Here is a 24,847-nt window from a genome sequence, read left to right on the forward strand (position 1 = left end):
CGTCCAGGAATCAGCGAGTGCCTTCACCCTTCGGCCACCCACGCCGCGATCCGCGTGTGATCGGCACTCGGGTCGAGCGCCTGGGCGGCGCTGTCCCACCGCTCCACGGCGTGCTCTCCCAACACGCTCGGCGCCCCGACCTGCTCCGCGAGGCGGGTCGCGATCTGCATGTCCTTGAGCATCAGCCGCAGGCCGAAGCCCGAGTCGAAACTGCCCGGCAGGATGTAGCGCGGGTACTTCGTCTCCGTCGACCCGCTGCGCCCGCTGGAGCCGTTGAACACCTCGAGCATCACGGCGGGGTCGAGCCCGAAGCGCTCCCCGACCGTCATCGCCTCGGCGGTGATCCACAGGTGCGTGGCCGAGAGCAGGTTGTTCAGCGCCTTCACCGCGTGGCCGGCGCCGACCGGGCCGACCCGTACGACGCGGCCCAGCGCCTCGAGCACCGGCTCGACCGCGGCGAGGTCCGCCGGGTCCCCGCCGGCCATGATCGTCAACCGACCGGCCTCCGCACCGGCGACGCCGCCCGAGACCGGGGCGTCGACCAGGCGGACGCCCGCGGGCGCCAGCTCCTCGGCGAGCTCCCGGGTGCGCAGCGGCTCCGAGGAGCTCATGTCGACCAGGCGGCTCCGGTCGCTGAGGGCGCCGGCGAGCCCGTGGACGACGTCGGTGACGATCGTCGAGTTCGGCAGCATCAGGATGACGGTGTCGGCCGCCTCGGCGACCCGGTGGGCCGTCGGCACGACCCGGGCGCCTACCGCAACGGCGCGGTCGCGGGCGTCGGCCGAGACGTCGAACGCCACCACCGGGTGGCCGGCCCGCACCAGGTTCGCGACCATGGGCACCCCCATGTTGCCGAGGCCGATGAACCCGACCGGCCGCGCTCCCGCCGCCTCAGCCGGCATCGCGCTGCTCCTGGAGGATGCCGTCCGCGATCCGGAAGGACTCCAGGGCCGCCGGCACGCCGACATAGACGGCCGTCTGCAGCAGCACTTCCTGGATCTCGGCCTCCGTGGCCCCGTTGGTCAGCGCGCCGCGCACGTGCACGCCCAGCTCGTGCGACCTGTTCAACGCTGTCAGCATCGCCAGGTTGATCAGGCTGCGGGTCTTGCGGGGCAGCCCGTCGCGGGTCCACACCGCTCCCCAGCAGTACTCGGTGACGAGTTCCTGGATGGGTCGCGCGAAATCACTCGTCGCCTGCATCGAAGCGTCGACGTGGGACGCCCCGAGCACCTCCCGGCGGACGGCGAGGCCCTCCTCGAAGGTCTGCTGATGCGTCTTCTGGTGATCGGTCATGACGATGTCTCCTCTGCCTGGGCGGCCCCGGGGTAGTCGACGACCGGATCCAGCCAGTCGGTGACGCCGAGGGAAATGGCGGTGTGGGTCAGTGACGAGTCCGGTGCGGCGCCGTGCCAGTGCGTCTCCCCCGCCGGGATCCACACGGTGTCGCCCTGCCGCAGCACGAGCGGTTCCTCGCCACGGGTCTGGATCAGCCCTCGGCCGGCGATGACCTGCAGGATCTGCCCGCGCTCGTGGGAGTGCCAGTACGTCCGCGCGGCGGGGGCGAAGGTCACGGTGTTGATCGTGACGCCGTCGGTCGCCGGCAGGGTCAGGTAGGCGAACGCGTCCCCGGTGAACCGGGAGCCGGGCTTGCCCGCCGTGCCGGCCTGCTCGGCCGGGCGGACGCGGATCACGCCGTCCCTCCGGCGGCCACGGCGTCGTCGTGGAGGCGGACGCCGCCGGAGACGTCGCCGATGGCGTCGACCACGGTGTTGCTGATGGCGTCGGCGTACCCGAGTGCGCGAGCGAGCCCGAAGCTCGCGACCGGGCCGGGGGCGTTCAGGCTGACCACTCCGAGACTGCCGAGCAGGTCGAGGTAGAGGGTGACGTCCTTGAGCATCAGGGTGTTGGTCAGCCCGCCCTCCAGGTAGTCACCGTGGATGATGCTGGGGAAGCGGTTCTGGGTCGCGAAATTCACGCCGGAGCTCGCATTGAGCACATCCAGGACCGTCTGCAGATCGAGATCGGCCTTCTTCGCCGCCACCATCACCTCCGCGGTCGCCGACAGGGCGATCGCGTTGAGGAAATTGTTGAGGAGCTTGGTGGTGTGTCCGGCGCCGCTGGGACCGACGTGGTGGATCTGCTGGGCGAGGTGGTCGAGCACCGGCCGCACCCGCTCCAGCGCGTCGTGCTCGCCGCCGACCATGAGGGTCAGCGCACCCTTCTCCGCGGCCGCGGCACCCCCTGAGATCCCGGCGTCGAGGTAGGCCCCGCCGTGTTCGGCGAGCTCGGCGTGGATGCGCCGGGTCGACGCGGGCGCGGCGGTACTCAGGTCGACGACCACCTGGCCCGGCCTCACGTGCCGCAGCACGCCGTCGTCCCCGTCGACGACCGCTTCCACCACCCGGCTGTCCGGGAGGGAGAGCAGCACGACGTCGACGTCGTCGACCAGCGCTCCTGTCGACGCCGCCGCGCGGGCGCCCGACGTGGTGATGCTCTCGTGCCGGGCGTCGTACCCGAGGACGTCGACCCCCGCCGTCACCAGGCACCGGGTCATGCGACCCCCCATGTTGCCGAGTCCGATGAACCCGACCCGTGTCTCGCTCATGTCCTGTCCTTCCTGTCCGCAAGCCTGTCCGCCGCGACGTCGCGGCCGTAGAAATCACGGTCGTGGGCCTCGGCGTCCCAGGCGCCCGCGCCGCCCGAGGGCCGCACGGTGTTCACGACGGTCGCCCCGCCGTCGGCGGAGACGATCTGCCCGGTCACGTAGGCGGCGTCCTCGCTGAGCAGGAACGCCACCACGGCGGCGATCTCCTCCGCCGTGCCCGCGCGCCGCAGCGGGGTGGTGGAGGCCCGGACCTCCATGTCGGTCTTGCCGCCGGCGATCGTGGGAGCCGCGGCGAACAGGTCGGTGGGCACGATGCCCGGCGCCACCGCGTTCACGCGGATGCCGAGCGGACCGCCGTAGACGGACGCGCCGTGCACCAGCCCGTTCACCGCGTGCTTCGACGTCTGATAGGCGAGCAGGTCCGCGCTGCCGGTCAGCCCGGCGATGGACGCAGTGACGACGACGGCACCGCCGCTCGCCTGCGCCGCGTACCGGCCGAAGGCGGCCCGAAGCCCGAGGAACTGGCCGCGGACGTTGATCGCCAGTACCCGGTCGAACTCCTCGACCGTGAGGTCGGGCAGCGGGGTGAAGGTGCCGAACACGCCGGCGTTGAGGTGGTGCAGGTCGATGCGGCCGAACCGGTCCACCGCTGCCGCCGTGTAGCGGGCGACGTCGTCCTCGTCGGACACGTCCGCGCGCACGGCGATCGACGCGGTGGGCAGCCCGGCCGCGACGGCGGTGGCGGCGTCCTCGTCGATGTCGACGACGACGACGTGCGCCCCCTCCGCGGCGAGCCGTTCGGCGGACGCCCGGCCCAGGCCGCGACCGGCGCCGGTGACGACGGCGACCTGCCCGTCGAAGCGGCCGCTCATGCGGTCACCGCCACGGGCTCGCCGATCGTCAGCACGTGCTCGGACACGGCGCGGCCGAGCGGGCGCAACCGGTCGAGGGTGCCGGGGTCGTGGCCGGGGACGACGTGGTCGACCTCGCCGGCATCGAGCATCGCCCGGATGCGGTCGAAGCCGCTGTACATCTGCACCAGGTCGGCGACGGAACTGAAGGGCATGTCGTGATCGAACTCCTCGTCGTAGTGGATGGCGTCGCTGGCCAGCAGCACGGTGCCGGCCCGGGTGGGGACCCGGACGATCGACTGGCCGGGGGTGTGGCCACCGACCCGGAGGACGTCGACCCCCGGGGCCACCTCCACCCGGTCGGTGAAGGGGTGGACGCGGCCGGCGTCGCGCGCCGCGAACAGGGCGTCCAGCTCGTCGTCCTCGACCGAGTGGTGGAACTGGACCCGCTGCGCGTGCCGGCCGGCCCAGAAGTCCAGCTCGGCCTCGGCGATGACCACCGGGGACCGGTCGAACCGGGCCAGGTTGCCGATGTGGTCGTAGTGCGCGTGGGTGACGACGACCGTCGGGGCGTCCTCCGGGTGGACCCCGAGACCGGCCAGCAGGTCGACCGGGTGCTCGATCATCGTGCGGCCCCGGTGCTGCCCGCCGGCGGCGGAGAACCCGGTGTCCACGACGATGGTCCGGCCCTCGCCTCGGACCACCCAGACGAAGTAGTCCATGGCGATCGGTGCGTCGTCCGCGTGGTACAGCGGGTAGTTGAGGTAGACCTCGCTGCGGCGGCCCACCCGGGTGCCGTACCGTGCGACGGTGACCTCGTACACCGGGCTCACGGTCGGCTCCCCTCGGGGACGGCGACGGGCCGCGGCGCCGGCTTCCGGAAGCGGAGGCCGGCGGTGCCGAAGAGCCGCGTGACGACGAGGTACACCAGATGGGTCCGCGGCCACTGCGTCACGTTTGCGCCGCCGGCCACCGTGTAGTAGTTGTGGCACCCGGCGTTCATGGCCGAGGCGTGGGTCGCCAGCTGCTCGTCGATCCACCGGACCCAACGGGCCTCCGCCGCCGGGTCCGTGTCGATCACCCGGTCCCCGCTGCGCTCGGCCCGGCGGATGGCGCGCACCACCACCTCGGCCTGCCGCTCGAGCTGGGCGATGATCGACGTCCCGCCGTTGGTGTTGGGCCCGTACAGGATGAAGAAGTTGGGGAACCCCGGCACGGTGATGCCCAAGTAGGCGCTGGCCCGCTCCTTCCACGTCTCGTGCAGGTCCCGCCCGGCCTCCCCCCGCACCTGCACGGAGGAGAGGAAGACCTGCGGCTGGAAGCCGGTGCTGAGGACGATCACGTCCACCTCGTGCTCGCGTCCGGTGGTGTCGACGAGGCCGCCCGAGGTGGCGCTGACCACCTCCTGCGGCACGAGGTGCACGTTGTCCCGGTTGAAGGCCGGGTAGTAGGTGGACGCCACGATCGGGCGCTTGCACCCCCACGGGTAGTGCGGGGTCAGAGCGGCGGCGGTCGCGGGGTCGTGGACGCTCTCGTTGATGAACGCGACGCACTTCTGACGCATCTGCTGCTGCCGGGCGCTGGTCACGTCGTTCGCCTTGAACCGCCGGTTGGCGACGGAGAACAGGTGCGCCCGGTGCACGCGCTGCGCGAACGGCACGGTCCGGTAGAACCAGCGCTCGGCCGGGGTGTACGGCCGCTCGGACTTCGGTTCCACCCAGCCGGGTTCGCGCTGGAAGACCAGCAGGTCCTTCACGATCGGCGCGACGGCGGGCACGACCTGCGCCGCCGTCGAACCCGTGCCCACGACGGCGACGCGCTTGCCGTGCAGGTCATGCTGGTGCTCCCAGCGCGACGTGTGGAAGACGGGGCCGTCGAACTGGTCCAGGCCCGGCCAGGAGGGGTACCGCGGCACGCTGAGCAGTCCCACGGCGGAGACGACGAAGTCGAACTCGTGCTGCTCCCCGGTCGCGGTCGTGAGGGTCCAGACCGACCGGGCGTCGTCCCACTCCACGCCCGCGACGCGGGTGTTCAGCCGCAGGTGGGGCCGCAGCCCGAAGTGATCGACGATCTCCTCCGCGTAGGCCAGCAGCTCGGGCTGCGTGGCGTGGGTGCGCGGCCAGTCCTTCTTGTAGAAGGAGAACGAGTACGCGTGCGAGGGGATGTCCACCTCGCACCCCGGGTACCGGTTGTCGAACCATGTGCCGCCCGCGCCGGCGGACTGCTCGAAGATCGTGAAGTCGGCCGACGTGCGTCGCTGCAGCTTGACCGCGAGCGCCATCCCGCCGAAGCCGGCGCCGATGATGCCGACGCGCAGACGCCGGGGGCTCACGCGCTCACTCCGTCGACCGCTCCGTCGGCCGTGGCCGGCATGGGGTAGTCGGCCGCGTTGAGCACCCAGCCCTCCATCGCCGAGAAGTCGAGCCGGGGCGGGGAGAAGATGTCGACGAGCCGGTGGTGGCCCTCGTCCACGGCCTCGCTCGTGTGCTCGCTCGGCGGCGGGATGACCGCGAGCGACGGCGAGCCGACGCGTCGGTGCTCGTCGTCCCGCCACACGGTCCGGTCGGTCGTCCAGGGCCACCGGATGTGGTGGACATAGTCCCCCGCGATGACCAGCGAGTACTGCTCGAAGTCGTCGTGGTGGTGCGGCGAGAGCCGGCGGGGATCCCGCGGCCCCTCCTGGGGCGCGATCCAGTTGACCATCGCCGTCGTGCACCGGTAGAGCCGGAACGGGGAACCCGGCAGGGTGGGCACGGTGAGGTCGTACACGCGGATCCGGTAGCCGTCGACGGGCTCCGGCCAGGGCACGAACGGCGGGATGTTGCGGTGCGGCTGCGCGTAGGAGTCGCGGTTGACCGCCAGGGCGACCAGGTCCTCGGCGGTGGTGCGCACCAACCGGACGACCCGGCCCTCGCCCTGCACCCGGATGCGGCTGGGCCCGGGCGGCACGACGACCAGCCGTTCGCCGGGCACCTCGACGGTCTCGCCACCGGCCTCGACGGTCGCCGTCAGTGGCGCGTCGACCGTGATCAGGACGGACTCCTCCGGTTCATCCCGGTCCTCGAACCGGCTCTCGCCGGTCACGCGGGACCAGCCCACGACGAGGTTCTGTCCCCGGGCGTACCAGTCCTCGCGGCCGTCGACGGCGACCGCCGGTGGGAGCGCGGCGAACTCGGCGTACTCCATCCCGGAGTAGTCGGTGACGGGGGTGTCCGAGCTCGCCGCGGTGGCGAGCCGGGATCGGGGGTCTGCGGAGCCGTAGGGCATCGGTGGTCTCTTCCTGGTGTGGGTCGGGCCGGTGTGGGTCCGGCCGGTGTGGGTCCGGCCGGGGTGCGTCGGGGTGGTGGGGTTCAGGCGCCGAGGCGCCGGTGGATGTCGCTGATGAGGTCGGTGGCGGCGGCACGGAGGATCCCCGTGTCGTTGCTGACCATGACGTAGGAGAAGCCCCGCGCCGCGGTGGCCTCGACCTGCTGGGCGGTCTGCACGGCGGTGCCGACCGGCAGGTTCCGCTGCGCGGCCCGGTCGAGGAGCGTGTCGACGAGCGCCTGGATCGCCGGGTCCGCTTCGGGCAGTCCGCTGGAGAGCTGCAGGTCGCCCATGCCCAGGAACACGCCGTTCAGGTGCGGGGTGTCCAGGACGGCGTCGACCGCCTCCAGGGCGGCACGGTCCTCGAGCTGGACGGCCCGCAGCACGTCCTCCCCGCGCGCCAGGTAGCGGTCGCGGTCGATCGCGCCCCAGCGGCCGGCCCGGGAGGTGCTGCCGTTGCCGCGGTCGCCCTGCGGGGCGAACGTCATGCCCGCGGCGGCCTCCCGCGCCTGCGCCGCCGTCGCGACCCGCGGGACGAGGATGCCGTCGACGCCGGAGTCGAGCAGGCGCTGCAGCTGCGACCCGGATCGGTCCGAGACGCGGACCAGCACGCTCATGCCGTGCGCCTGGGCGACGACCGTGGCGGTGTAGGCGGTCTGCAGGTCCAGCGGCGCGTGCTCGAGGTCGATCACCACGAAGTCGAAGCCGGCGAGAGCGAGGATCTCCACGGTCTCGAGCGCGGGGATCTTCACCCAGGTCCCGACGAGGGTGCGGGTGGCCTCCCGGAGGCTGCGGGCGAACCCCGGGGTGGGCAGGTCGAGGGCGCTCACCCGTCCAGTCCGATCAGCCGGGCCGGGTTGCGCCGGATCATCAGGTCGATCTCGTCCTCCCCGATGCCGAGGTCGAGCAGCCGGGGCAGCAGCCCCCGGTAGCCCTCGACCGGCAGCGGGTTGCCGACCTGTCCCAGGTCCGATCCGAGCACGGTGTGCTCGGCGCCGACCGCGCGGATCCACGCGACGAGCTGCTCCGCGGGGAAGATGTGGTCGCGGTGGTACATCGCCACCTCGTGCTCGACGACGGCGCCCAGCCCGATCATCTCCTCCAGCCGGCTCCGGTCGATGTCCGAGACGTAGTCCGGGTGGCTGATGATCACCCGGTCGTGGCCGACGTCGTGCGCGGTACGGACGACGGCCAGGGCGGATCGGGCGTCGAGGTGGCCGGTGGAGACCAGCGCGCCCTCGGCCTTCGCCTGCTCCACGATCTGCCGGACCTCCGGCCGCACGCCGCCGTCCGCGTCGAACACCGAGACCTCCGCGCTCTGCATCATGCCGAGCGGCTGGAAGTGGGACTGGGTCTCGGCGTGGTGCGCGGAGTGCTCGAGGTGGATGTGCGAGGAGATCGTGGGGAACCAGATCACCTTGCCGCCCATCTTCAGCGACCGGTCCACGGCCCACGGGTTGAGGCCCCCGTTGACGCTGTTCATCGCGATGCCGCCGTACACCTCGATGGGCAGGTCCTCGAGCAGGGGCTGCATCGCCAGCACGTCGGTGACGGTGTCGTGGTAGTGGCACTTGACCACGATGGCGCGGAAGCCGGCGTCGGCGGCCTGCCGCGCCGCCTCGACGTGGGTGATGCGGCGGGGCATCGGGGAGGGGCCCGAGTGGCAGTGCAGGTCGACGGCTCCGTCGAGCAGCTCGTCCACAACGGTCATGATCGGTGGTCCTTTCGGTGGCAGGTCATCGGACAGCAGTCCAGCGGAGCGCTCATCGGATCGCCATCGCGTTCGGTGGCGAGCCGACCCCGCCGACGACGGCCAGGGGCTTCGCCGTCAGCAGGACGTCGTAGCGGCCGTCCGCCGCGCAGGCGTCGGCCAGCTCGTGCAGGCGCCACAGTTCGCCGAGGTAGAGCCCGAGCAGGGCGATCAGCGGGCGGTGCAGCATGCCGTTGTGGCTGGGGCCGCGCTCCGCGGGCGGTTCCGCGGGGTCGACGAACCCGGAGTCGGGGTCCACCGGGAAGGCCTCCACCCCGGCGTTGTCGGAGGCCAGCATGGCGATGCCCGTGTCCCAGAGGAACTCGAGCATCGCGGTGCTCTGCTCGATGCCGGGCGAGCCCCAGTGGCGACGGCGATGGTCCTGCTGCTCCGGGGTGAGGCCGAGGTAGTCCTCGGCCCAGCCCGTGTGCATCAGCAGGACGTCGCCGCGCCGCAGGTCGACCTGCTGCCGGGCGGCCGCGCCCCGCAGGTCCGCGACCGTGATCGGCTGGTTGGTGGTCACGTCCAGCCGCTCGCCCCGGTCGGCGAAGTAGCGGGGCAGGTCCAGCAGGACGCCGCGCGTCACGACGCCGTGCTCGGCGACCAGCTGGATGCCCAGGTCCGGCCCGTCGGCGGTGATCCGCTCGTCGGGCACCCCGCCGTAGAACCCGTGCACGGGGTGGCGCATGTGCCGGAGCCCGTCGATCTGCGAGGTGGACTGCAGATAGAACGAGTCCAGCCAGTCGTCCCGGTGGTTCGGGTTGTTGGCGAACACGTGGTGCTCGGTGGGCGGCCGCGTCCCGGCGATGCTGGGCACGAACGTGTTCAGCGGGTAGTCGAGGTCGAAGACGCGGCCGTCCCGCACCAGGGAGGCCGCGGCGGCGGTCTCCTCCGGTCCGATGAAGTTGAGCGTGCCCAGCTGGTCGCCGACCCCGAACACTCCCCAGGACGAACCCGGCGGGGCGTCGGTCCGCGTCAGGAGGTCGCGGTACGACGGGATGGAGCGGATCGTCACGCCTGCACCCCGACCGCGGGCGACTTGCCGGGCGCGTCGCCGGTAGCGACCGTCTCGTCGTCGCCCAGGTCGATCCCGCGGGTCTCGGGCGAGACGGCGACACTGCCGAGGATCAGCACGCCGGCCACGACCAGGAGCACCACCGGCGTCATGCCCAGCGGCATGAAGGCGGACAGGCCCGCCTGGTAGGCCGCGAAGAAGCCGGGGATGACCACGGCGAGCGAGTAGCCGATGCCCCAGCCGGAGGAGCGGATCCGGGTCGGGAAGCGCTCGTTGATGTAGGAGGGAAGGGTGCCGATCGTGAAGCCGTTGATGCACTGGACCACGAACACGACGGCCACCAGGCCGGCGAACGGGATGGCGACCCCGCTGCCGAGGACGGCGAACAGCCCGGACATGACAACCAGCACCAGGACGCCCGCGATCAGTAGCACCGGCTTGCGGCCGAGCCGGTCGCTGAGCCGGCCGGCGAGCATGTAGGCGAACGGGACGACGATGTTCGCGAAGATGATGCTCAGGGTCAGGTCGTTGGCCGTGAAGCCCGGGCGGCCCAGCAGCAGCTGCGGGATCACCGAGCCGACCATGTTGACCATGAAGAAGACGCCGGTCATGAGCACGAAGACCTGGGCGAACGCCACGATGTGCTTGCGTCCGAGCATCTCCCGGATCGGGTTCTTCGCCTTCTCGGTCTCGATCCACAGCACGGACTCCTCGACGTCCTTGCGCAGGTACCGGGCCACGACCCAGGCGAAGACGGCGCCGGCGACGAACGGGATCCGCCAGCCCCACTGGACGTACGGCGAGCTGATCTGGCCCGCGGGCGAGATCTGGAGGGCGAGGAAGGTGAAGATGGCGATGGCAACGTAGCCGATGGTCGAGGCGCTCTGCACGAAGCCGCCGATGAAGCCGCGGCGTTCCGGCCGGGCGTACTCGATGGCCATGGGGGTGGCCGCCGTGTACTCCCCGCCGAGGAAGACGCCGTCGATGAAGCGCAGCAGCAGGAGCAGGCTGATCGCGGTGACGCTGCCGATCTGCTGGGCGCCGGGCAGACACGCGATGATCAGCGTCGTCACGCCGAAGCCGTACATCGAGATGGCGCCGACGCGCTTGCGACCCAGCCGGTCGGACAGGTGCCCGAAGAGGATGGCGCCGACCGGCCGGCCGAACAGGGTGGTGGCGAGGGTGAAGCCGGTGACGACGGCGGTCTGTCCCGGGTCGAGGCCGCGGGTGAAGTACACCATCGCCGGCAGCAGCGCGATCGAGGGCAGGTAGATGTCGAACGAGTCGACGAGGAAGCCCCAGAAGGCGCCCCGGATGGCCCGCCGGCGGCGGACGGTGGGATCGGTCGTCGACGTGTCGACACCGGGAGATGTGCTCATGATGATCCTTTTCTGTGCTGGCGCGGGGACCGTCATTGGTCCCCGTCGGAGGAGGCGTGGTCCGGCCGGGGCCGGTCAGGAAGGAGGTCGGACGTCGAAGGCGCGCAGCTGCAGCGCGATCATGCGGTAGTAGCCGACGAGGGTGACGAGTTCGGCGACGGCCTGCCGGCCGAGCGCGTCCACGGCCGCGTCGAACGCGGCGTCGTCGAGCGGGGCGCCGGTGACCAGCCGCCGGGCGAGCTCGTGGGCGGCTTCTTCGGCCGTGTCGGAGAACTGCGGCTCCCCGTCGAGCAAGGCCGCGATCTCCTCCTCGGAGAGGCCGGCGGCCCGGCCGGCCCGCACGTGGGCCCACCGTTCGAAGTCGCTGTCCTCCGCACGGGCGACCGTCAGCACGACGATCTCCTGGGTGCGCCGCGACAGGGTGAGCGAGAACCGCACGGTGTGGCCGAGGGGTTCCAGCGCCAGGCCCAGGTCCGGGCTGAGCTGCCAGACGGCCGGCGGGCCGGTGAGCCGCCCGTCGGCGTCGACGAGGGAGAAGTCCGTGCCGCGCCCGGCCCGGTCACCACCGGTGAACCGGCGGAGCAGTTCCTGCCCCGCCGCGGAGCGCTGGAGGGCGTCGGCGTCGCCGAGTCGGCGGTTCACGCGGCACCGGGGACCGGCAGGCCCAGCAGCCGGTGCGGGTTGACGACGAGCATGGTGCGCAGCTCGTCCGCGGTGAAGCCCAGGTAGTGCAGCTGCTCGGTGAAGCTGCGCAGGCTCTCGGGCTCCGGGGGCACCCAGCGGGAGAACACGTCCGAGCTGAGCACCACGTGCTCGGGGCCGAGCAGCCGGATCGCCTCGGCGATGTCGCGCACGCGGTGGTGAGACTCGGGGTTGATCAGCGGGGCACTGGAGAACTCGAGGATGCCACCGAGGTCGGTGAAGACCCGCAGGTCGGCCGGGTCGTCCGTGAAGTGCAGGGGGTGGGTGATCATCGCCGGCCGGCCCAGCTGCCGGCAGAGCCGGGCGACCGCCAGGCTCTCCTCGAGCCCGAGGTGGCCGGTCGCGACCAGCATGTCGCGGGACACGGCGGCCCGGACGGCGTCCTCGGCCGCGGGCGTCAGCTCGCCGTCCTTGGCGACCGTGATGGCGTGGGACTCGGCCCACTCCCGGAAGTTCGGGGTCTGCCGCTCGAGCAGCATGGAGATGTAGCCCCACCGGTCGACGTCGGCGCGGGCACCCCAGGTGGGCATGAACACCACACCGGCGCCGTGGTCGGCGGCCCACTCGACGATGGTCGGGTCGACACCGCCGACCTGCGGGTTCAGCGTGATGCTGCCGATCACCCGGAAGTCGGTCTCCCCCAGGGACTGCTGCACGAGCCGGGCGCGGTCCATCGTCGGCCACAGGTGCGACTTGAGCACCCAGCCCCGGATCCCGTACGCCCGAGCGAGCCGGGCGACGGCCGCGTCGTCGCCGCGGTTCTGCGCTCGCTCGGCCAGATCGGGCTGGCCGTGCACGTGCAGATCGATCGCACCCTCGAGGAATCTGCCGAAGTCAGGCGGCAGTGCATCCTCGAACGAGGGGGTCAGCGCGGGGTCGTCCACTGGGGTCTCCGTTTCCATCGTCATCGTCGACGTCGTCATCGTAAGACCGTCGTACATTCCGATATCGCGCCACGTGGCGGGCACATCGAGCGACTTTCCGGCCATCTGGCGGTGGGGTCCGGGGGGCTCATCCGTCAAGATGAATCGACCGGTCCGCGCGGCCAGGAAGGGGTGCCCATGGAGCACATCAGCACCACGGAGACGACGGGTGGGGCATTGGCCTCGATGCTGGCTCGCCCCCCGTTCGACCCCGAGCTTGAGGCCGCCCTGACCACACTCGCCGACGGCGTCCCGCCGACCGTGACCGAGCGGATGATCGGACCGATGCGCGAGAACCCCCGGCTGCGGGTGACGCCGGAGATGGCCCGGGACGCCGGCATCCGCAGCCGTGACCTCGTCATCGCCGGGCACGACGGGGACGACGTCGTCGTCACCGTCCTGGAGGCGGAGGGCCGCACCGGCGTCGGCCCGGGCATCTACCACCTGCACGGCGGCGGCATGATCGTCGGCGACCGGTGGTCCGGCGTGGCCGCCCTCTTCGACTGGCTGCACCGCTACCAGGCCGTGGCCGTCTCCCTCGAGTACCGTCTCGCACCGGAGTACCCGGACCCCTACCCCGTCGAGGACTGCTATCAAGGGCTCATCTGGCTCCAGACGCACGCAGCGGAGCTGAGCATCGACCCGTCACGCGTCTTGATCACCGGCGCGAGTGCCGGTGGTGGCCTCGCGGCCGGCGTGACCCTGCTGATGCGCGACCGGGGACTGGCCCCGTTGATGGGGCAGCTGCTCATGTACCCGATGCTCGACGACCGGGACAATACCGTTTCCAGCGCCCAGATGGACGGGATCGGGGTGTGGGATCGCGGCAGCAATCGCACGGGTTGGACCGCGCTGCTCGGCGATCGCCGGGCCACGGACGACGTGTCGATCTACGCCGCCCCCGCGCGGGCCACCGATCTCTCCGGTCTTCCGCCCGCGTTCATCGACTGCGGCAGTGCCGAGGTCTTCCGGGACGAGGATGTCGCCTATGCCAGCGCCCTGTGGGCCTCCGGCGGGCAGGCGGAGCTGCACGTGTGGCCCGGCGGATTCCACGCCTTCGAAGGCTACGCACCGCAGGCCGCCCTCTCCCGGGAGATGGTTCAGGCACGGGACCGATGGGTGCACCGACTGCTCGGCGAGTAAGCGTGACGCCACCCGGGGGCCGTGGCAGGATGATCGGCGAGAACGTGCGAAGGAGCCGTGCATGCAGGAGCTGATGGGGCGCGTCACATCCCTCGATCCCTCGGTGAGTCAGAGTCTGAAGGTCATCTCCTACTTCGACGCCCTGGTCGCCGGCGGGGTGAATCTGGAGACACTGGTCCGTGGGGCGGCCGCGCTGTCCGGCACCGTCGCGGGGATGAGTGCTCCCGACGGCACCATCCGTGTCGAATCCTCGGGGCGGCGTCTCACCGATGACCCGGAGCCCGGTCCGGCCGGCACCTGGAACGGGGTCGACGTCGACGACGCCGCCCGCGTCTGGCTCGAACGCGAGGGCGATGCCCACGTCAACGACTCACTGGTGCTCGAACGCCTCGCCCTGGCCGTCGCCTCCGTGCGTGCGCGCCGCCTCGTGCTGCCAGACAACGCCCTGGAGACGGTCGTCGACGCGTCCCGCTCGGTCGCCGACCGGGCCGCCGCTGCGACGCGACTGCGCCTGGGTACGTCCACGCAGGTCCGCGCGGTCGCCGTCGCACCGGATGTGCAGGCGCCCGGCCCGTCAGCCCTGATCGCTACTGCCTACGGCGTCGTACGGGTGTGGATCGGCACGGCCCGTACGGAGATCCGCGGCGGCGGGCTGGGTCGGCTCGGTACCGGCATCGACCTGGCCACGTCGTGGAGGACCGCACTGGCCGCCTACCGGCTCACCGACGCTCAGACGCCTGTGATCGATGCTGAGTCGCTCGGCGCGCTGCTCGACGCGGTCCTCGCCGTGGAGGCCCGGGCCGGGGAGTTGCCCGATGTGCGGTCGCTGGCCGCGCTGGACCCGCACACCCGGTCCGTGCTCGCCATGCTCGCCCACGCCGAGAGCGTACGTTCCGCCGCCGCGAGCCTGGGCATGCATCATTCCACCCTGCAGTCGCGGCACGAGGCGTTCAGCCGGGACCTCGGCTACGACCCGCGGACCGCCGTCGGCCGGGCCCGCTTCCAGGTGGCCTCGATGCTGCTCCAGCTCTCCGCCGGTTAGGTCCCACTCCTCGGCACCGACGTGGGCGGCCGCTAGGCTGCTCTCACCGGCGAGCTCGGCACCAGGCCCACCGGACGTCGAAGGGAGACGCGATGACGACCATATCGACCACCACCGACACCCGGCCGCACTCCCCCGGGCGCACTGGATTGCGCGCCGTCGGCTTCGCGATCGGCATCGTCTGGGCGTGGCTCTTCGGCGCGGCGGTGACCATACCACTGGCCCTCCCTTCGGGGGTGCTGGTCTCGCCGTACGAGACCGTCCCCACCGGTCAGCCGCAGAACGGCGTCGTGATCCTGGTTTTCCTGCTCGCCGTCGTGCTGGCCCTGGGCATGGCTGCGCTCATCCGGTATCGGCCGGCCCTCCTCGGTGGTGTCGCGCTCGGTCTGGCCGCCTTCCTCGTCGTCGGGTGGGCGATCGGGCCGTGGTTCGGCGTCGGGCCGAGCCTGGCTCTGGTCAATCCCGTCGGCTACACGAGCACGATCGCGCGCGACCCGGCCGTCGTCGCCGTCTTCGCGCTCGTCATCGGGCTGGCCGTGATGCGTGGACGCCGCGGCCGAGACCGCGCCTGAGCGCTGCTGACCAACCGCCGTCCGCTCACTCCGCCCGCAGCCCGAAGAACCGCGCGATCTCGTCCACCGTGCGGATCCTTCGCGACGTGCGTCCGAGGATGCGCACCGCGGGCTTGTCACCGGGCATCACGTGACCGCCGCCGTGAACGGTGAACATCCGGACCGGCGGCAGACCGGGCGTCGCGTGGTCGGTCCGCTCCACGCGCGTGCGGTCCGCTCGCTCCCCCGGCACCTCGATGACGGTCGGGCCGGCGGCGTGGCCGTTGCGGCGCGCCCAGTAGGCGGCCGTGTCGGGTGCCGAGAGGCCCCGCCCGCGCGGCCGGAACCCGAACAGGCTCGCTGTTCCGCCCGCGTACGGCACGTTGGGGTCCCTGGTCCCGTGGATCATGAGCACCGGCAGCGGAACCTGCCGGTCGACGGTGGGCGCGAAGTGCTCAGGCACCGGCTGGGTCGCCCCGAAGAGGGCGATGCCGGCGAGCAGCTCGGGTACCTCGTGCGCGAGCCGGATCGCCAGCTGGCCGCCGTTCGAGTAGCCCACCGCGTACACGCGTGACCGGTCGATGCCGTGGGCACGCGCCAGCTCGTCGATCAGCGCGCGGACGAAAGCGACGTCGTCGTAGCCTTCCCGCCGGGCGGCGAAGTCGGAGGCGGCCCGAGCGTCGTTCCAGTGCTTGCGGTAGCCCTGCGGGTAGGCGACGACGGCACCGTCGAGCGTGGCGAGCGTGTCGAAGCCGGGCCTGGTGAATCCGCGGATGCCGGCGGACGTCTGGTTGGAGCCGTGGAGGACGAGCACGAGCGGCGCTCCGGCGGCCTCGGCCGGCGCGGTGAGCAGGAAGGTGCGCTCCTTCCCGTCGACCTCGATGGAGTGGGGCGTGGTGGTCTGCTGGGTCACGGCGGGTCCTCTCGACGACGCCGCCCTCACACGGCGGCGAGCCACACTCTCGCACGGCTCACGACTGACCGCGGCGCCTGTTCCCCCAGGGCGGACACCGGGCCGAACAGGCCTCACGTTCCGGGCCCCCGGCGCGTCTACCGGGAAGAATGGGCAACCGGAAGGAGTCCGAGCATGAGCACCGCATCGACCACCACCCGCCACCACGCGCACGTCCCCACCACCCTCGGTGACCTGCTGATCGTCGCCGAGGACGATGCCGTCGTCGGCATCTACTTCCCCGGCCACACGTACCCGCCCGCCGCCGTGGGCGAGATGGTCGCCGAGACGGCCGACCCGCTGATCGCGACCATCGCCATCCAGCTGCGCGAGTACCTCGCCGGGGACCGTGTCGCGTTCGACGTGCCGCTGCGGTCCCGTGGTGACCGGTTCTCCGAGCAGGTCTGGGCGCTCCTGCGGGACATCCCGTACGGCACCACGACGACGTACGGCGCGCTCGCGGCGGCGCTCGGCAACCGGCAGCTCGTCCAGCGGGTCGGCCAGGCCGTCGGGCACAATCCGCTGAGCATCGTCGTCCCGTGTCATCGGGTGGTCGGCGCTGACGGCTCGCTCACCGGGTTCGCCGGTGGCCTCGACCGGAAACGCACCCTGCTGGCGCTGGAGGAACCCGCCGACGTGCGGGCGGCGCGCCTATTCTGAGCCGACGACACGCTCAGCGCACCGATCTGACGGCCACGGGAACCACCGACCACATCGAGTGGGCCCGGTGTCACGGGTGAAGCGGACCGATCGTCCCATCCGTCACCTGCGTCCCGTTCGGTGTGGCCGCTGGTCGGGCACCATCGTCTTCGGCTGGGTGTTCGCCTCGCACCAGATCGGCGCGGCGGCCGCGGCGTTCGGCGCCGGCGTGGTCCGCGACGTCTTCGGCACCTACACGTATGCGTGGTGGGGCGGCGCGACGCTGTGCGGCATCGCGGCGGTGCTATCGATCCTGGTGGCCGGCCACCGCGGCGGGACACGCAGCAGTGGTGGCGGCATCGGCGACGACGCCGGCACCGCCACGGACGCGGCGGCCGGCGCCCACTGAGGCGCGCCCGGCTGAGGACCCGTCGTCGGCGGCCGCCGGCAGTGCCGCGAGGGGCGGCGGCATGTGCGAGGCCCCTCGATCAGGTGTCGTCATCGGGGTCCTCGCGTGCCCGTCACCGATCCGGGTCCACGACCAGCTCCACCTCGACCGTATCGCCGGCCCCGCGGCCGGTCCGCTTCCGCGTCTCGGCGTTGAAGGAGACCAGGTACCGGCCGCCCATGACACCGATGGTCGTCGGGTAGGTGTAGTCGCCGTCGATCGTCACGATCACCGGCACCCGCTTGCCGCGGTCGAAGCCGAGGACGACGTCTTCCGGGACGACGATGCCCACGTTGTTGCCGCCGGTCGATTCGAGGACGGTGCGGAAGACGGTCATCGGGGGCGCTCCTGGGACGGCGGCGGAGGGATCGAGGGTCTGTCGCCGACTGTAGGCCGGGCCGTCCCGCAGGGGAAGCACCCCGGTGGGGCGCGCCGCTCAGTCGCCGCCGCCGGCCCGCAGCTCGGTGCTGATCTGGTCCGCGTCGAGCTGGTCGAAGGCCGCGTTCAGCGCCGGGGAGCTGACCGTTCCGGCGGCACGCGCGTCGAGCAGGGCCGCCCGCTGCGCGTCGATGATCCGCAGCCGCAGCTCGGTGACCTGCCGTGCGCCGCTCCCACCGCCGGCGTCGTCCTCCTCGGCGGCCACCCGCTCCTTCTCGGCGGCGACCTTGCGCATCAGCGTCCGCGCGCGCTCGACGACGTCGGCGTCATAGGCGGAACCGTCCGGCCGGCGCAGCGACGGATTCTCGAGCACCCCGACGGCGGCCCTGCCCATCGCCTCCGTCAGCAGGCGCTGCTCCTGCGGGTCCACCCCGCCGTCGCCCTGGAGGCCCACCGCCCGCACGACCCTCCCGAGGGTCCCGCCCTGCACGAGCAGCGAGCCGGCCGCGACGACGAAGGCGATGAGCACGAGCAGCGAGCGCTGCGGCGTCTGTTCGGGCAGCGTCTGCGCGGCCGCGAGCGTCACGGCGCCGCGCATGCCCGCCCACACGAGCAGGGCGCCCTCGCGCCGACCGAGCGGGGACCTCGCCAGGTAGTCGATGTCGGCCAGCCGATGGCCCATGCGCTGCGTCCAGGTCGCCACCCGGCGCTGCACGCGCGGGTCCTCGCGGTCCAGGCCGGAGGCGTCGAACCGCTCCTGGGCTCGCGCGAGCCGTTGGCGCGTCTCCACCGGGTCCGGGGCCTGCCGTCGCACGAGCCACAACAGCGGCAGCACGTACAGGCTGCGGATGAGCAGGGCGAGGACGACGGCCAGCACCCCCATCCCGAGCGCCAGCCACAACGAGGCGTCCTCGGCGATGACGTCCTCCACCAGGCCGAACAGCTCCAGCCCCATGACGAGGAAGATCCCGCCCTCGAGCAACAACTCGACCGTCGCCCAGTTGGAGCGCTCGGCGATGCGGTCCGCCGCCTTGAGCCAGCGTGCGGATCCCTGACCGGTGACCAGGCCGGCGACGACGGCGGCGACGAGACCGGAGGCTCCCAACCGCTCGGCCGGGATCGACGCGACGAACGGGGCGATGAAGGAGATGGCCGTGCTGGCCGCCGCGTCACGGGTCGCGGCCCGGACGCGCAGGTTGAGCAGGCCGACCACGACGCCGATGGCGACCGCCACGAGGACGGCGAACACGAAGTCGCCGGCCACGCCCCACAGGGAGACGGCGCCGCCGGTCGCCGCGATCGCCGAGCGCAGCAGCACCAGGGCGGACGCGTCGTTGAGCAGGCTCTCCCCCTCGAGCACCGTGACCACCCGGCGGGGCGCGTTGAGGCGCTTGACGATGCCGGTCGCGACGGCGTCGGTGGGGCTGACGACTGCGCCGAGCGCGATGCCGAACGCGAGGTCGATCCCGAGGAGTCCGTGGAAGACGAAGCCGAGCGCCACCGACGTCACGACGACCAGCAGCACCGAGAGACTGCTGATCGAGCCGAAGTCGCGGCGGAAGTCCATGGTCGGCATCGACACGGCGGACGAGTAGAGCAGGGGCGGCAGGACGCCGGCGAGGATCCACTCCGGCTCGATGCTGAAGGCCGGGACGAACGGCAGGAAGCTGACGCCGACGCCGACGGCGACGAGCACCAGGGGCGCGGCGACGCCGGTGCGGCGCGCCCAGCCCTGCACCGCGACGATCACCACCACCGCGGCGGCGACCAGGAGGGCGGCGGTCATGGTGGTCTCCCGTCGTCGAAGGGCTGGGGTTCCAGCCTACGGAGGTCCGGCGACGGCCCGGTTTCTTGAACAATTCCGGAGTGTGGTGTCGAATCCGAGTGTCACCGTTCGTCGTCAGGGTGAGAGGTCGCCCGCGAGGGGCGCCCCGCACCGGAGGAGATGAGCGCGATGCAGTACCTGGTTTCCGTGATCGACGACGGTCAGGCGGCCGCCGCAGGCCGCGCCGACTCCGCCATGCCGGAGGAGATGGCCGCCGTCGACCGGTTCAACGACCGGCTGCAGGCCGAGGGCCACTGGGTGTTCGCCGGAGGTCTCGCCGCACCCGACACCGCGACCGTCGTCGACACCCGCGGGAAGAAGCCGGTGGTCACCGACGGTCCGTACGTCGAGTCGAAGGAGTACCTCGCCGGGTTCTGGGTCTGGGAGGTCCCCGATCTGGACGCGGCGCTGAAGCTCGCCGCCGACGCCTCCACCGCCTGCAACCGGAAGATCGAGGTCCGCGCGTTCGACGAGCCCAGTGGCGGCAACGGCTGACGTCGATGCGGCGATCACCCGGGCCCACCATGACGAGTGGGCCCGGGTGGTCGCCACGCTGACCCGGCGGTTCGGCGACCTCGGCGTGGCCGAGGACGCGACCGCCGACGCCTTCGTCACCGCGGTCGAACGGTGGCCGGCGGACGGGATCCCCCCGAACCCGGGGGCCTGGCTCACGGTCACCGCCGGCCGGAAGGCGATCGACCGGATCCGACGGGAGAGCCGGCGCGATGAGAAACACCGGGAGGCCGTGATGCTGACCGACGAGGGCGGGACCGGCGCCGGAGGGCCGGCGTCATCGACGACGACCGGCTCCGGCTGATCTTCACCTGCTGCCATCCCGCCCTGGCGATGGAGGCCCGGGTGGCGCTGACCCTGCGGATGCTCGGCGGCCTGAGCGTCGCCGAGATCGCCCGGGCCTTCCTGGTGCAGGAGAGCACCATGGCGGCGCGGATCACCCGGGCGAAGGCCAAGATCGCCGCCGCCCGCATCCCCTACCGGGTGCCGGACGCCGACGACCTCCCGGACCGCGTCACCGGCGTACTCGCCGTGCTCTACCTCGTGTTCAACGAGGGCTACCTGGCCACCGGTCCCGACACCGATCCGGTGCGGCGGGACCTGACCGCCGAGGCGATCCGGCTCGCCCGGCTGCTCCACGCCCTGCTGCCCGAGGACGGGGAGGTGACGGGACTGCTGGCCCTGGTGCTGCTGACCGAGGCGCGCAGCGGCGCCCGGGTCGGGCCCGACGGCACGCTGGTGACCCTCGACGAGCAGGACCGCAGTCGATGGGACGCGGACCTGATCGCCGAGGGGCACCGGCTGGTGCGAGAACGCATCGCCGCCTGCCGGGAAACGAGGGCAGCGCCGGGCCGCTACCAGCTGCACGCGGCGATCAACGCCGTGCACACGTCCGCCCGGGAGGCCAGCGAGACGGACTGGTCGCAGGTGCTCGCCCTCTACGACCAGCTCGCCCGGCTGGACCCGTCCCCGGTGGTCGCGCTGAACCGGGCCTTCGCGGTCGCCGAGCTGGACGGTGCCGACGTCGGCCTCGCCCTCGTCGACCGGCTCGCGGACGCCCTGTCCGGCTACCAGCCGTTCCACGCGACGCGCGCCGACCTGTTGCGCCGGCTGGGCCGGGGCGACGACGCACGGGCGGCCTACGACCGGGCGATCGAGCTGGCCGGCACCGCGGCGCAGGTCACGACGCTGACCCGGCGCCGGGACGCGCTGAACTGAATCCAGCCGTCAGCCGTCGAGGCCGACGCCCGTGACCCGTTCGAGCGTGGCGATCAGGCGTTCCTGGAACCGTTCGTCGACGACCGTCGGGTGTGGCCGCTGCGTGCGGCGGTGATGCCAGTACCCGCCGGTGGCAGGCGTGAGGCCGGGCGCGGTGGCCAGCCAGGCCTGGGTCAGATGGCCCTCGGCGAGGTCGTCGGGAGCACCGGCACCGCCCATCCGCGTCGGCACCCAGCCGGGATCGACGGCGTGGCTGGCGGTCCCGGCCCAGCGGTGCGCGATCGCCGCGCTGAACGTCGTGATCCAGAGCTTGCTGTCGGAATAGGAACCGCCGCCGGACTCGAGGCCGCCCAGGTCCGTCGATCCGCCGCGGTGCATGCCGCTGCTGAGGTAGATCAGCCGGGCGGGCCGCTCCATCAGCGCGGTCAGCAGATACGGGGCGATGACGTTGACGGCGATCACCGCAGGGTGGTGCATCACCCCGGCGTTGTGGACGACGGCGTCGAACGGGCCGTGCTCGCCGGCCGCCCGCGCCACCGCGACCGACTCGTCCCGGTCAGCGAGGTCGCCGGTCACAGTGCCGGCCCAGTCGCCGGGCGGGAGGCGGTCGGCGTTACGGGCGTGGACGACGACGTCGTGCCCCTGCTCGGCGAGGTCGGCCGCGGTGTCCAGGCCGAGCCCGGTCGCCGCGCCGGTGACGAGGATGCGCGCCATGGGGTTCCCTCTCTGCGGTCAGATGGTCTCCCTCCACTCTGACGCACGCCGGGGCCGCCGGCACCGGTTCAGCGGTGCCCTGCCAGTACACCCCTGATCAGGGACTCCCGCACGGCGGCGAACGCGCGAAGACTGGACACCATGCCCGAGACCTTCACCCCCGCCGAGACGGCCGACCAGACGCTCAACCAGGCGCCCGACAGCCCTGCCCGGCCCGCCGCCGGCCGCCTGCTGCCGGCCCTGCTGCTCCTGCTCACGGTGTTCGGGCCGATCTCGATGGACCTGTACCTGCCGGCGTTGCCCGCCCTGACCGCCGAGCTCGGCGCGGTGACCTCCCTGGCCCAGGTGACCGTCACCGCCTGCCTGCTCGGCCTGGCCGCCGGGCAACTGGTCGCCGGCCCGGCGTCGGACCGGTTCGGCCGCCGCGGCATCCTGCTCGTCGGCGTCGTCGCCTACATCGTGACGTCGGCCCTGTGCGCGCTCTCCCCCACCGTCGAGCCGCTGATCGGTGCCCGGTTCGTCCAGGGACTCGCCGGTGGCGTCGGCATCGTCATCGCGCAGGCCGCGGGCCGGGACGTCTTCGCGGGGACCGCCCTGATCCGCTTCTACGGCCGCCTCACCGTCACCGGCGGGCTCGCGGCGATCGTCGGCCCGCTGCTCGGCGGCCTGCTGACGACGTTCGTGAACTGGCGCGGCCTGTTCGTCGTCCTCGCACTGATCGGGACGGCCATCCTCGCGGCCTGCCTCGTGGTCTTCGGTGAGACGCTGCCGGCCGAGCGGCGGATCGGCGGCGGGTTCGGAGCGACCCTCGCGGGATTCCGCACCCTGCTGGCGGACCGGGTGTTCCTCGGCGCGGTGCTCACCATCGGCTTCCTCAACGCCGCCATCTTCGCCTACCTGGCCGGCGCGACGTTCGTGCTGCAGGACATCTACGGGCTCTCCCCGCAGGCCTACGCCGCCGCGTTCGGGCTCAACTCCGCCGGCTTCATGACCTTCGGCTACCTCGCCGGACGCACCTCGGAGCGCTGGAGCATCCGCGGCACCTTGGGCGTCGGCATCGTCGTCACCGCACTCGGCGCCGGCGGGCTGCTGGGGGCCGGACTCACCCGGGTGCCGCTGCCCGTCGTCATCGTCTCGCTGTTCGCCCTGGCCAGCGGGGTGGCGCTGTCCACACCGCCGGCGACGACGCTGGCCCTCGCCGAATACCCGCACCTCGCCGGCACCGCCTCCTCGCTGCTCGGCATGGTCCGCTTCGGGTTCGGCGGTGTCGCGGCCCCCTTCGTCGGCGTCGCCGGCGCGTCGTCCATCCTGCCGCTCGGCGTCGTCACGGTGGTGTCCGTGGTGCTCGCCGCCGGCTCCTGCGCGCTGCTCGCCGGGCAGCGCCGCCCCTCCCCGGCCGCCGCACCGGCGTCCTGATTCCCATCACCTCGAAGGAGAACCCGATGAACATCGAACCGACCACTCCCACCGTCAAGAACCCGCCCGAGCAGTTCGCCGGGGACGTGTGGGTCGACCCGATCGCCGCCCCGCACGAGGGCGACCAGCGGATGACGGTCGCTCTCGTCCGCTTCGCGCCCGGCGCCCGCACCGCCTGGCACTCGCACGCCCGCGGGCAGTACCTGCACGTGACCGCCGGCGTCGCCCGCTTCGGCCACCGCGACGGGACTGTCATCGAGGTCCGCGCCGGCCAGACCCTCTATACGCCGCCAGGTGAGGACCACTGGCACGCCGCCGGCGGCGACGGCTTCATGGAGCACCTGGCGATGCTCGAGAACGGCGACGACCCGGCCACCACCACGGTGTGGAAGGAACACGTCACCGACGAGGAGCTGGCGGGACGGGACTAGAGCCGCCCGACGGCTGCGGCCCGCGCGGCGAGGCCGGCGAACGCCTCCACCAGGTCGGGCGGCTCGACGGCCTCGAGGTCGGCGTCCAGCTGCGCCATCGACGCCGCGAGGCCGGCCCAGGACCAGGCGCCCATCCGCACGCGGCACCGCCCCACCCCGTCGACCGGCCCGAGCGCCTCGACGGACTCGTCGGGCAGGTACGGTGCCACCGCGGTCGCCGGCAGCCGCACGATCGCGGTGCCCCGGCACGGCCACATGGTGCCGGCCGATGGATCGGCCTGGCCGCGGAATCGGGCCTCGACGAAGGCGACCGGGTCCCCACCGGGCACCTCCCGCGGGGAGAATCGCGGCCCGGTCGGGGTCCGCAGGGCGGCCATCCGGTCGAGCCGGAAGGTGCGCCAGTCAGCGGCCTCGACGTCCCAGGCCAGCAGGTACCAGCGGCCGCCGCGGTGCAGGACGTGGTGGGGCTCCACCCGTCGCGGCGGCACCTCGTGACGGTTTGTCGGGAGGTCGTCGTCCCCGGCCTTCTCCGCCCCGACCGGGAGGTAGTCGAAGCGCAGCTGCTCGTGCGTGTGGGCGGCGTCGGTCACCGCGAGCAGCAGGGAGCTGTCGAGCCGCCCGCCGGGACCGGTGTCGGCGTGTGGCATGCCGAGCACGTGCACCGCGTCGATGCGCCGTTGCAACCGCCCCGGCATCACCTGCCGCACCGTGGTCAGCGCGCGCCACGCGGCGTCGGCCTCGACCGTCCCGCTGGTCGCAGCGACGTTCAGGGCGAGCGCGATCGCCACGGCCTGGTCGTCGTCGAAGAGCAGGGGGGGCAGCTCGGACCCGGCCTCGAGCCGGTAGCCGCCGTCCGGCCCCATCGTCGCGCGCACCGGGTAGCCGAGGTCGCGGAGTCGGTCGACGTCGCGCCGGACAGTCCGCTCGCTCACCTCGAGTCGTTCGGCCAGGAGACGGCCGGGCCAGTCGCGGCGCGCCTGCAGCAGGGAAAGCAGCGACAGGAGGCGTCCGGATGTTCCGCTCATGCCTCGATTCTCGTTCAGGTC

The 24,847-nt window shown here is 72.5% G+C and carries 27 protein-coding genes and 1 pseudogene; 9 read left to right on the plus strand and 19 right to left on the minus strand.

Annotation, left to right across the window (positions count from 1 at the left end; translation table 11 throughout):
* Window positions 1-23: 23 nt before the first annotated feature.
* From V6N00_RS03845 to V6N00_RS03910, 14 genes are all read right to left on the minus strand, one after another.
* Complete coding sequence (locus V6N00_RS03845; RefSeq protein WP_334230772.1) at window positions 24-902, minus strand: NAD(P)-dependent oxidoreductase; 879 nt, start codon at window positions 900-902, stop codon at window positions 24-26.
* Window positions 892-1,293 carry a 4-carboxymuconolactone decarboxylase gene (pcaC, locus tag V6N00_RS03850; protein WP_334230773.1) on the minus strand — a complete coding sequence of 134 codons (402 nt, stop codon included), beginning with the start codon at window positions 1,291-1,293 and terminating at the stop codon, window positions 892-894. The genes V6N00_RS03845 and pcaC overlap by 11 nt, the downstream gene beginning before the upstream one ends.
* Window positions 1,290-1,691, minus strand: a complete 402-nt coding sequence (locus tag V6N00_RS03855) for a cupin domain-containing protein (RefSeq protein WP_334230774.1) — start codon at window positions 1,689-1,691, stop codon at window positions 1,290-1,292. The genes pcaC and V6N00_RS03855 overlap by 4 nt, the downstream gene beginning before the upstream one ends.
* Entirely contained in the window at window positions 1,688-2,605 is a 918-nt protein-coding gene (locus V6N00_RS03860; protein ID WP_334230775.1) for an NAD(P)-dependent oxidoreductase, read from the minus strand. The genes V6N00_RS03855 and V6N00_RS03860 overlap by 4 nt, the downstream gene beginning before the upstream one ends.
* A complete protein-coding gene (locus V6N00_RS03865; RefSeq protein ID WP_334230776.1) occupies window positions 2,602-3,477 on the minus strand; it encodes an SDR family NAD(P)-dependent oxidoreductase in 876 nt (291 codons plus the stop codon). Before V6N00_RS03865 ends, V6N00_RS03860 begins: the two co-directional genes overlap by 4 nt.
* Window positions 3,474-4,289 carry an N-acyl homoserine lactonase family protein gene (locus V6N00_RS03870; protein WP_334230777.1) on the minus strand — a complete coding sequence of 272 codons (816 nt, stop codon included), beginning with the start codon at window positions 4,287-4,289 and terminating at the stop codon, window positions 3,474-3,476. Before V6N00_RS03870 ends, V6N00_RS03865 begins: the two co-directional genes overlap by 4 nt.
* The gene (locus tag V6N00_RS03875; RefSeq protein WP_334230778.1) at window positions 4,286-5,788 is read right to left on the minus strand and encodes a flavin-containing monooxygenase; all 1,503 of its coding nucleotides are present in this window, start codon (window positions 5,786-5,788) and stop codon (window positions 4,286-4,288) included. Before V6N00_RS03875 ends, V6N00_RS03870 begins: the two co-directional genes overlap by 4 nt.
* Complete coding sequence (locus V6N00_RS03880) at window positions 5,785-6,723, minus strand: cupin domain-containing protein (protein ID WP_334230779.1); 939 nt, start codon at window positions 6,721-6,723, stop codon at window positions 5,785-5,787. Before V6N00_RS03880 ends, V6N00_RS03875 begins: the two co-directional genes overlap by 4 nt.
* Window positions 6,724-6,806: 83 nt before the next feature.
* Window positions 6,807-7,592, minus strand: a complete 786-nt coding sequence (locus V6N00_RS03885) for an HpcH/HpaI aldolase family protein (RefSeq protein ID WP_334230780.1) — start codon at window positions 7,590-7,592, stop codon at window positions 6,807-6,809.
* The gene (locus V6N00_RS03890) at window positions 7,589-8,473 is read right to left on the minus strand and encodes a DUF6282 family protein (RefSeq protein ID WP_334230781.1); all 885 of its coding nucleotides are present in this window, start codon (window positions 8,471-8,473) and stop codon (window positions 7,589-7,591) included. Before V6N00_RS03890 ends, V6N00_RS03885 begins: the two co-directional genes overlap by 4 nt.
* A 52-nt stretch (window positions 8,474-8,525) precedes the next feature.
* Window positions 8,526-9,527 carry a cyclase family protein gene (locus V6N00_RS03895; protein ID WP_334230782.1) on the minus strand — a complete coding sequence of 334 codons (1,002 nt, stop codon included), beginning with the start codon at window positions 9,525-9,527 and terminating at the stop codon, window positions 8,526-8,528.
* Complete coding sequence (locus V6N00_RS03900) at window positions 9,524-10,906, minus strand: MFS transporter (protein WP_334230783.1); 1,383 nt, start codon at window positions 10,904-10,906, stop codon at window positions 9,524-9,526. The genes V6N00_RS03895 and V6N00_RS03900 overlap by 4 nt, the downstream gene beginning before the upstream one ends.
* A gap of 75 nt (window positions 10,907-10,981) precedes the next feature.
* Entirely contained in the window at window positions 10,982-11,548 is a 567-nt protein-coding gene (locus V6N00_RS03905; protein ID WP_334230784.1) for a carboxymuconolactone decarboxylase family protein, read from the minus strand.
* A complete protein-coding gene (locus V6N00_RS03910; protein WP_334230785.1) occupies window positions 11,545-12,531 on the minus strand; it encodes a DUF6282 family protein in 987 nt (328 codons plus the stop codon). The genes V6N00_RS03905 and V6N00_RS03910 overlap by 4 nt, the downstream gene beginning before the upstream one ends.
* A gap of 138 nt (window positions 12,532-12,669) precedes the next feature.
* Here V6N00_RS03910 and V6N00_RS03915 point away from each other — a divergent pair, with 138 nt between their 5' ends.
* From V6N00_RS03915 to V6N00_RS03925, 3 genes are all read left to right on the plus strand, one after another.
* On the plus strand, window positions 12,670-13,674 hold the full coding sequence (locus tag V6N00_RS03915; RefSeq protein WP_334230786.1) for an alpha/beta hydrolase: 1,005 nt from the start codon (window positions 12,670-12,672) through the stop codon (window positions 13,672-13,674).
* A 61-nt stretch (window positions 13,675-13,735) separates the two neighbouring features.
* Window positions 13,736-14,716, plus strand: a complete 981-nt coding sequence (locus V6N00_RS03920; protein ID WP_334230787.1) for a helix-turn-helix domain-containing protein — start codon at window positions 13,736-13,738, stop codon at window positions 14,714-14,716.
* Window positions 14,717-14,808: 92 nt separating this feature from the next.
* A complete protein-coding gene (locus V6N00_RS03925; protein ID WP_334230788.1) occupies window positions 14,809-15,288 on the plus strand; it encodes a hypothetical protein in 480 nt (159 codons plus the stop codon).
* A gap of 25 nt (window positions 15,289-15,313) precedes the next feature.
* Here the strand turns inward: V6N00_RS03925 and V6N00_RS03930 are convergent, their stop codons facing one another.
* Window positions 15,314-16,180: a CE1 family esterase gene (locus tag V6N00_RS03930; protein WP_334230789.1), complete on the minus strand. Its 867-nt coding sequence runs from the start codon at window positions 16,178-16,180 to the stop codon at window positions 15,314-15,316.
* A gap of 174 nt (window positions 16,181-16,354) precedes the next feature.
* Between V6N00_RS03930 and V6N00_RS03935 the strand changes: the two genes are divergently transcribed.
* Together V6N00_RS03935 and V6N00_RS03940 are read left to right on the plus strand one after the other, a co-directional pair.
* The gene (locus V6N00_RS03935; RefSeq protein WP_334230790.1) at window positions 16,355-16,879 is read left to right on the plus strand and encodes a methylated-DNA--[protein]-cysteine S-methyltransferase; all 525 of its coding nucleotides are present in this window, start codon (window positions 16,355-16,357) and stop codon (window positions 16,877-16,879) included.
* A gap of 76 nt (window positions 16,880-16,955) precedes the next feature.
* Window positions 16,956-17,267, plus strand: coding sequence for a hypothetical protein (locus V6N00_RS03940; protein WP_416385024.1), 312 nt, complete (start codon window positions 16,956-16,958; stop codon window positions 17,265-17,267).
* A gap of 112 nt (window positions 17,268-17,379) precedes the next feature.
* Here V6N00_RS03940 and V6N00_RS03945 read toward each other — a convergent pair whose 3' ends face one another.
* Both V6N00_RS03945 and V6N00_RS03950 read right to left on the minus strand, forming a co-directional pair.
* Window positions 17,380-17,643 (minus strand): DUF1905 domain-containing protein, encoded by a 264-nt coding sequence (locus V6N00_RS03945; protein ID WP_334230791.1) that lies wholly within the window; start codon window positions 17,641-17,643, stop codon window positions 17,380-17,382.
* A 99-nt stretch (window positions 17,644-17,742) separates the two neighbouring features.
* The gene (locus tag V6N00_RS03950) at window positions 17,743-19,470 is read right to left on the minus strand and encodes a cation:proton antiporter (protein ID WP_334230792.1); all 1,728 of its coding nucleotides are present in this window, start codon (window positions 19,468-19,470) and stop codon (window positions 17,743-17,745) included.
* Between the two features lie 168 nt (window positions 19,471-19,638).
* Between V6N00_RS03950 and V6N00_RS03955 the strand changes: the two genes are divergently transcribed.
* Both V6N00_RS03955 and V6N00_RS03965 read left to right on the plus strand, forming a co-directional pair.
* Entirely contained in the window at window positions 19,639-20,004 is a 366-nt protein-coding gene (locus tag V6N00_RS03955) for a YciI family protein (protein ID WP_334230793.1), read from the plus strand.
* Window positions 19,988-21,240 (plus strand): annotated as a pseudogene (locus V6N00_RS03965) (RNA polymerase sigma factor). The gene V6N00_RS03955 and the pseudogene V6N00_RS03965 overlap by 17 nt, the downstream one beginning before the upstream one ends.
* A 9-nt stretch (window positions 21,241-21,249) precedes the next feature.
* On the opposite strand, the gene V6N00_RS03970 reads toward V6N00_RS03965, so the two are convergent.
* Window positions 21,250-21,954, minus strand: a complete 705-nt coding sequence (locus tag V6N00_RS03970) for an SDR family NAD(P)-dependent oxidoreductase (RefSeq protein WP_334230796.1) — start codon at window positions 21,952-21,954, stop codon at window positions 21,250-21,252.
* Window positions 21,955-22,095: 141 nt separating this feature from the next.
* On the opposite strand from V6N00_RS03970, the gene V6N00_RS03975 reads away from it, so the two are divergent.
* Window positions 22,096-23,370 (plus strand): multidrug effflux MFS transporter, encoded by a 1,275-nt coding sequence (locus V6N00_RS03975; protein ID WP_334230797.1) that lies wholly within the window; start codon window positions 22,096-22,098, stop codon window positions 23,368-23,370.
* A 26-nt stretch (window positions 23,371-23,396) separates the two neighbouring features.
* Window positions 23,397-23,801, plus strand: a complete 405-nt coding sequence (locus V6N00_RS03980; RefSeq protein WP_334230798.1) for a cupin domain-containing protein — start codon at window positions 23,397-23,399, stop codon at window positions 23,799-23,801.
* Here V6N00_RS03980 and V6N00_RS03985 read toward each other — a convergent pair.
* Window positions 23,798-24,826, minus strand: a complete 1,029-nt coding sequence (locus tag V6N00_RS03985) for a helix-turn-helix transcriptional regulator (RefSeq protein ID WP_334230799.1) — start codon at window positions 24,824-24,826, stop codon at window positions 23,798-23,800. The genes V6N00_RS03980 and V6N00_RS03985 overlap by 4 nt on opposite strands.
* Between the last annotated feature and the right edge of the window lie 21 nt (window positions 24,827-24,847).

The organism is Tersicoccus mangrovi (assembly GCF_036881825.1).
In the GTDB taxonomy this organism is placed as follows: Bacteria; Actinomycetota; Actinomycetes; order Actinomycetales; family Micrococcaceae; genus Tersicoccus; species Tersicoccus mangrovi.

Coding starts and splice junctions, on each gene's coding strand:
- V6N00_RS03890 (WP_334230781.1), bottom strand. CDS start 8,473: ATGACCGTTGTGGACGAGCTGCTCGACGGAGCCGTCGACCTGCACTGC.
- V6N00_RS03985 (WP_334230799.1), bottom strand. CDS start 24,826: ATGAGCGGAACATCCGGACGCCTCCTGTCGCTGCTTTCCCTGCTGCAG.
- V6N00_RS03920 (WP_334230787.1), top strand. CDS start 13,736: ATGCAGGAGCTGATGGGGCGCGTCACATCCCTCGATCCCTCGGTGAGT.
- V6N00_RS03955 (WP_334230793.1), top strand. CDS start 19,639: ATGCAGTACCTGGTTTCCGTGATCGACGACGGTCAGGCGGCCGCCGCA.
- V6N00_RS03860 (WP_334230775.1), bottom strand. CDS start 2,605: ATGAGCGAGACACGGGTCGGGTTCATCGGACTCGGCAACATGGGGGGT.
- V6N00_RS03845 (WP_334230772.1), bottom strand. CDS start 902: ATGCCGGCTGAGGCGGCGGGAGCGCGGCCGGTCGGGTTCATCGGCCTC.
- V6N00_RS03915 (WP_334230786.1), top strand. CDS start 12,670: ATGGAGCACATCAGCACCACGGAGACGACGGGTGGGGCATTGGCCTCG.
- V6N00_RS03925 (WP_334230788.1), top strand. CDS start 14,809: ATGACGACCATATCGACCACCACCGACACCCGGCCGCACTCCCCCGGG.
- V6N00_RS03910 (WP_334230785.1), bottom strand. CDS start 12,531: ATGACGACGTCGACGATGACGATGGAAACGGAGACCCCAGTGGACGAC.
- V6N00_RS03975 (WP_334230797.1), top strand. CDS start 22,096: ATGCCCGAGACCTTCACCCCCGCCGAGACGGCCGACCAGACGCTCAAC.
- V6N00_RS03935 (WP_334230790.1), top strand. CDS start 16,355: ATGAGCACCGCATCGACCACCACCCGCCACCACGCGCACGTCCCCACC.
- V6N00_RS03865 (WP_334230776.1), bottom strand. CDS start 3,477: ATGAGCGGCCGCTTCGACGGGCAGGTCGCCGTCGTCACCGGCGCCGGT.
- V6N00_RS03945 (WP_334230791.1), bottom strand. CDS start 17,643: ATGACCGTCTTCCGCACCGTCCTCGAATCGACCGGCGGCAACAACGTG.
- V6N00_RS03900 (WP_334230783.1), bottom strand. CDS start 10,906: ATGAGCACATCTCCCGGTGTCGACACGTCGACGACCGATCCCACCGTC.
- pcaC (WP_334230773.1), bottom strand. CDS start 1,293: ATGACCGATCACCAGAAGACGCATCAGCAGACCTTCGAGGAGGGCCTC.
- V6N00_RS03970 (WP_334230796.1), bottom strand. CDS start 21,954: ATGGCGCGCATCCTCGTCACCGGCGCGGCGACCGGGCTCGGCCTGGAC.
- V6N00_RS03980 (WP_334230798.1), top strand. CDS start 23,397: ATGAACATCGAACCGACCACTCCCACCGTCAAGAACCCGCCCGAGCAG.
- V6N00_RS03950 (WP_334230792.1), bottom strand. CDS start 19,470: ATGACCGCCGCCCTCCTGGTCGCCGCCGCGGTGGTGGTGATCGTCGCG.
- V6N00_RS03880 (WP_334230779.1), bottom strand. CDS start 6,723: ATGCCCTACGGCTCCGCAGACCCCCGATCCCGGCTCGCCACCGCGGCG.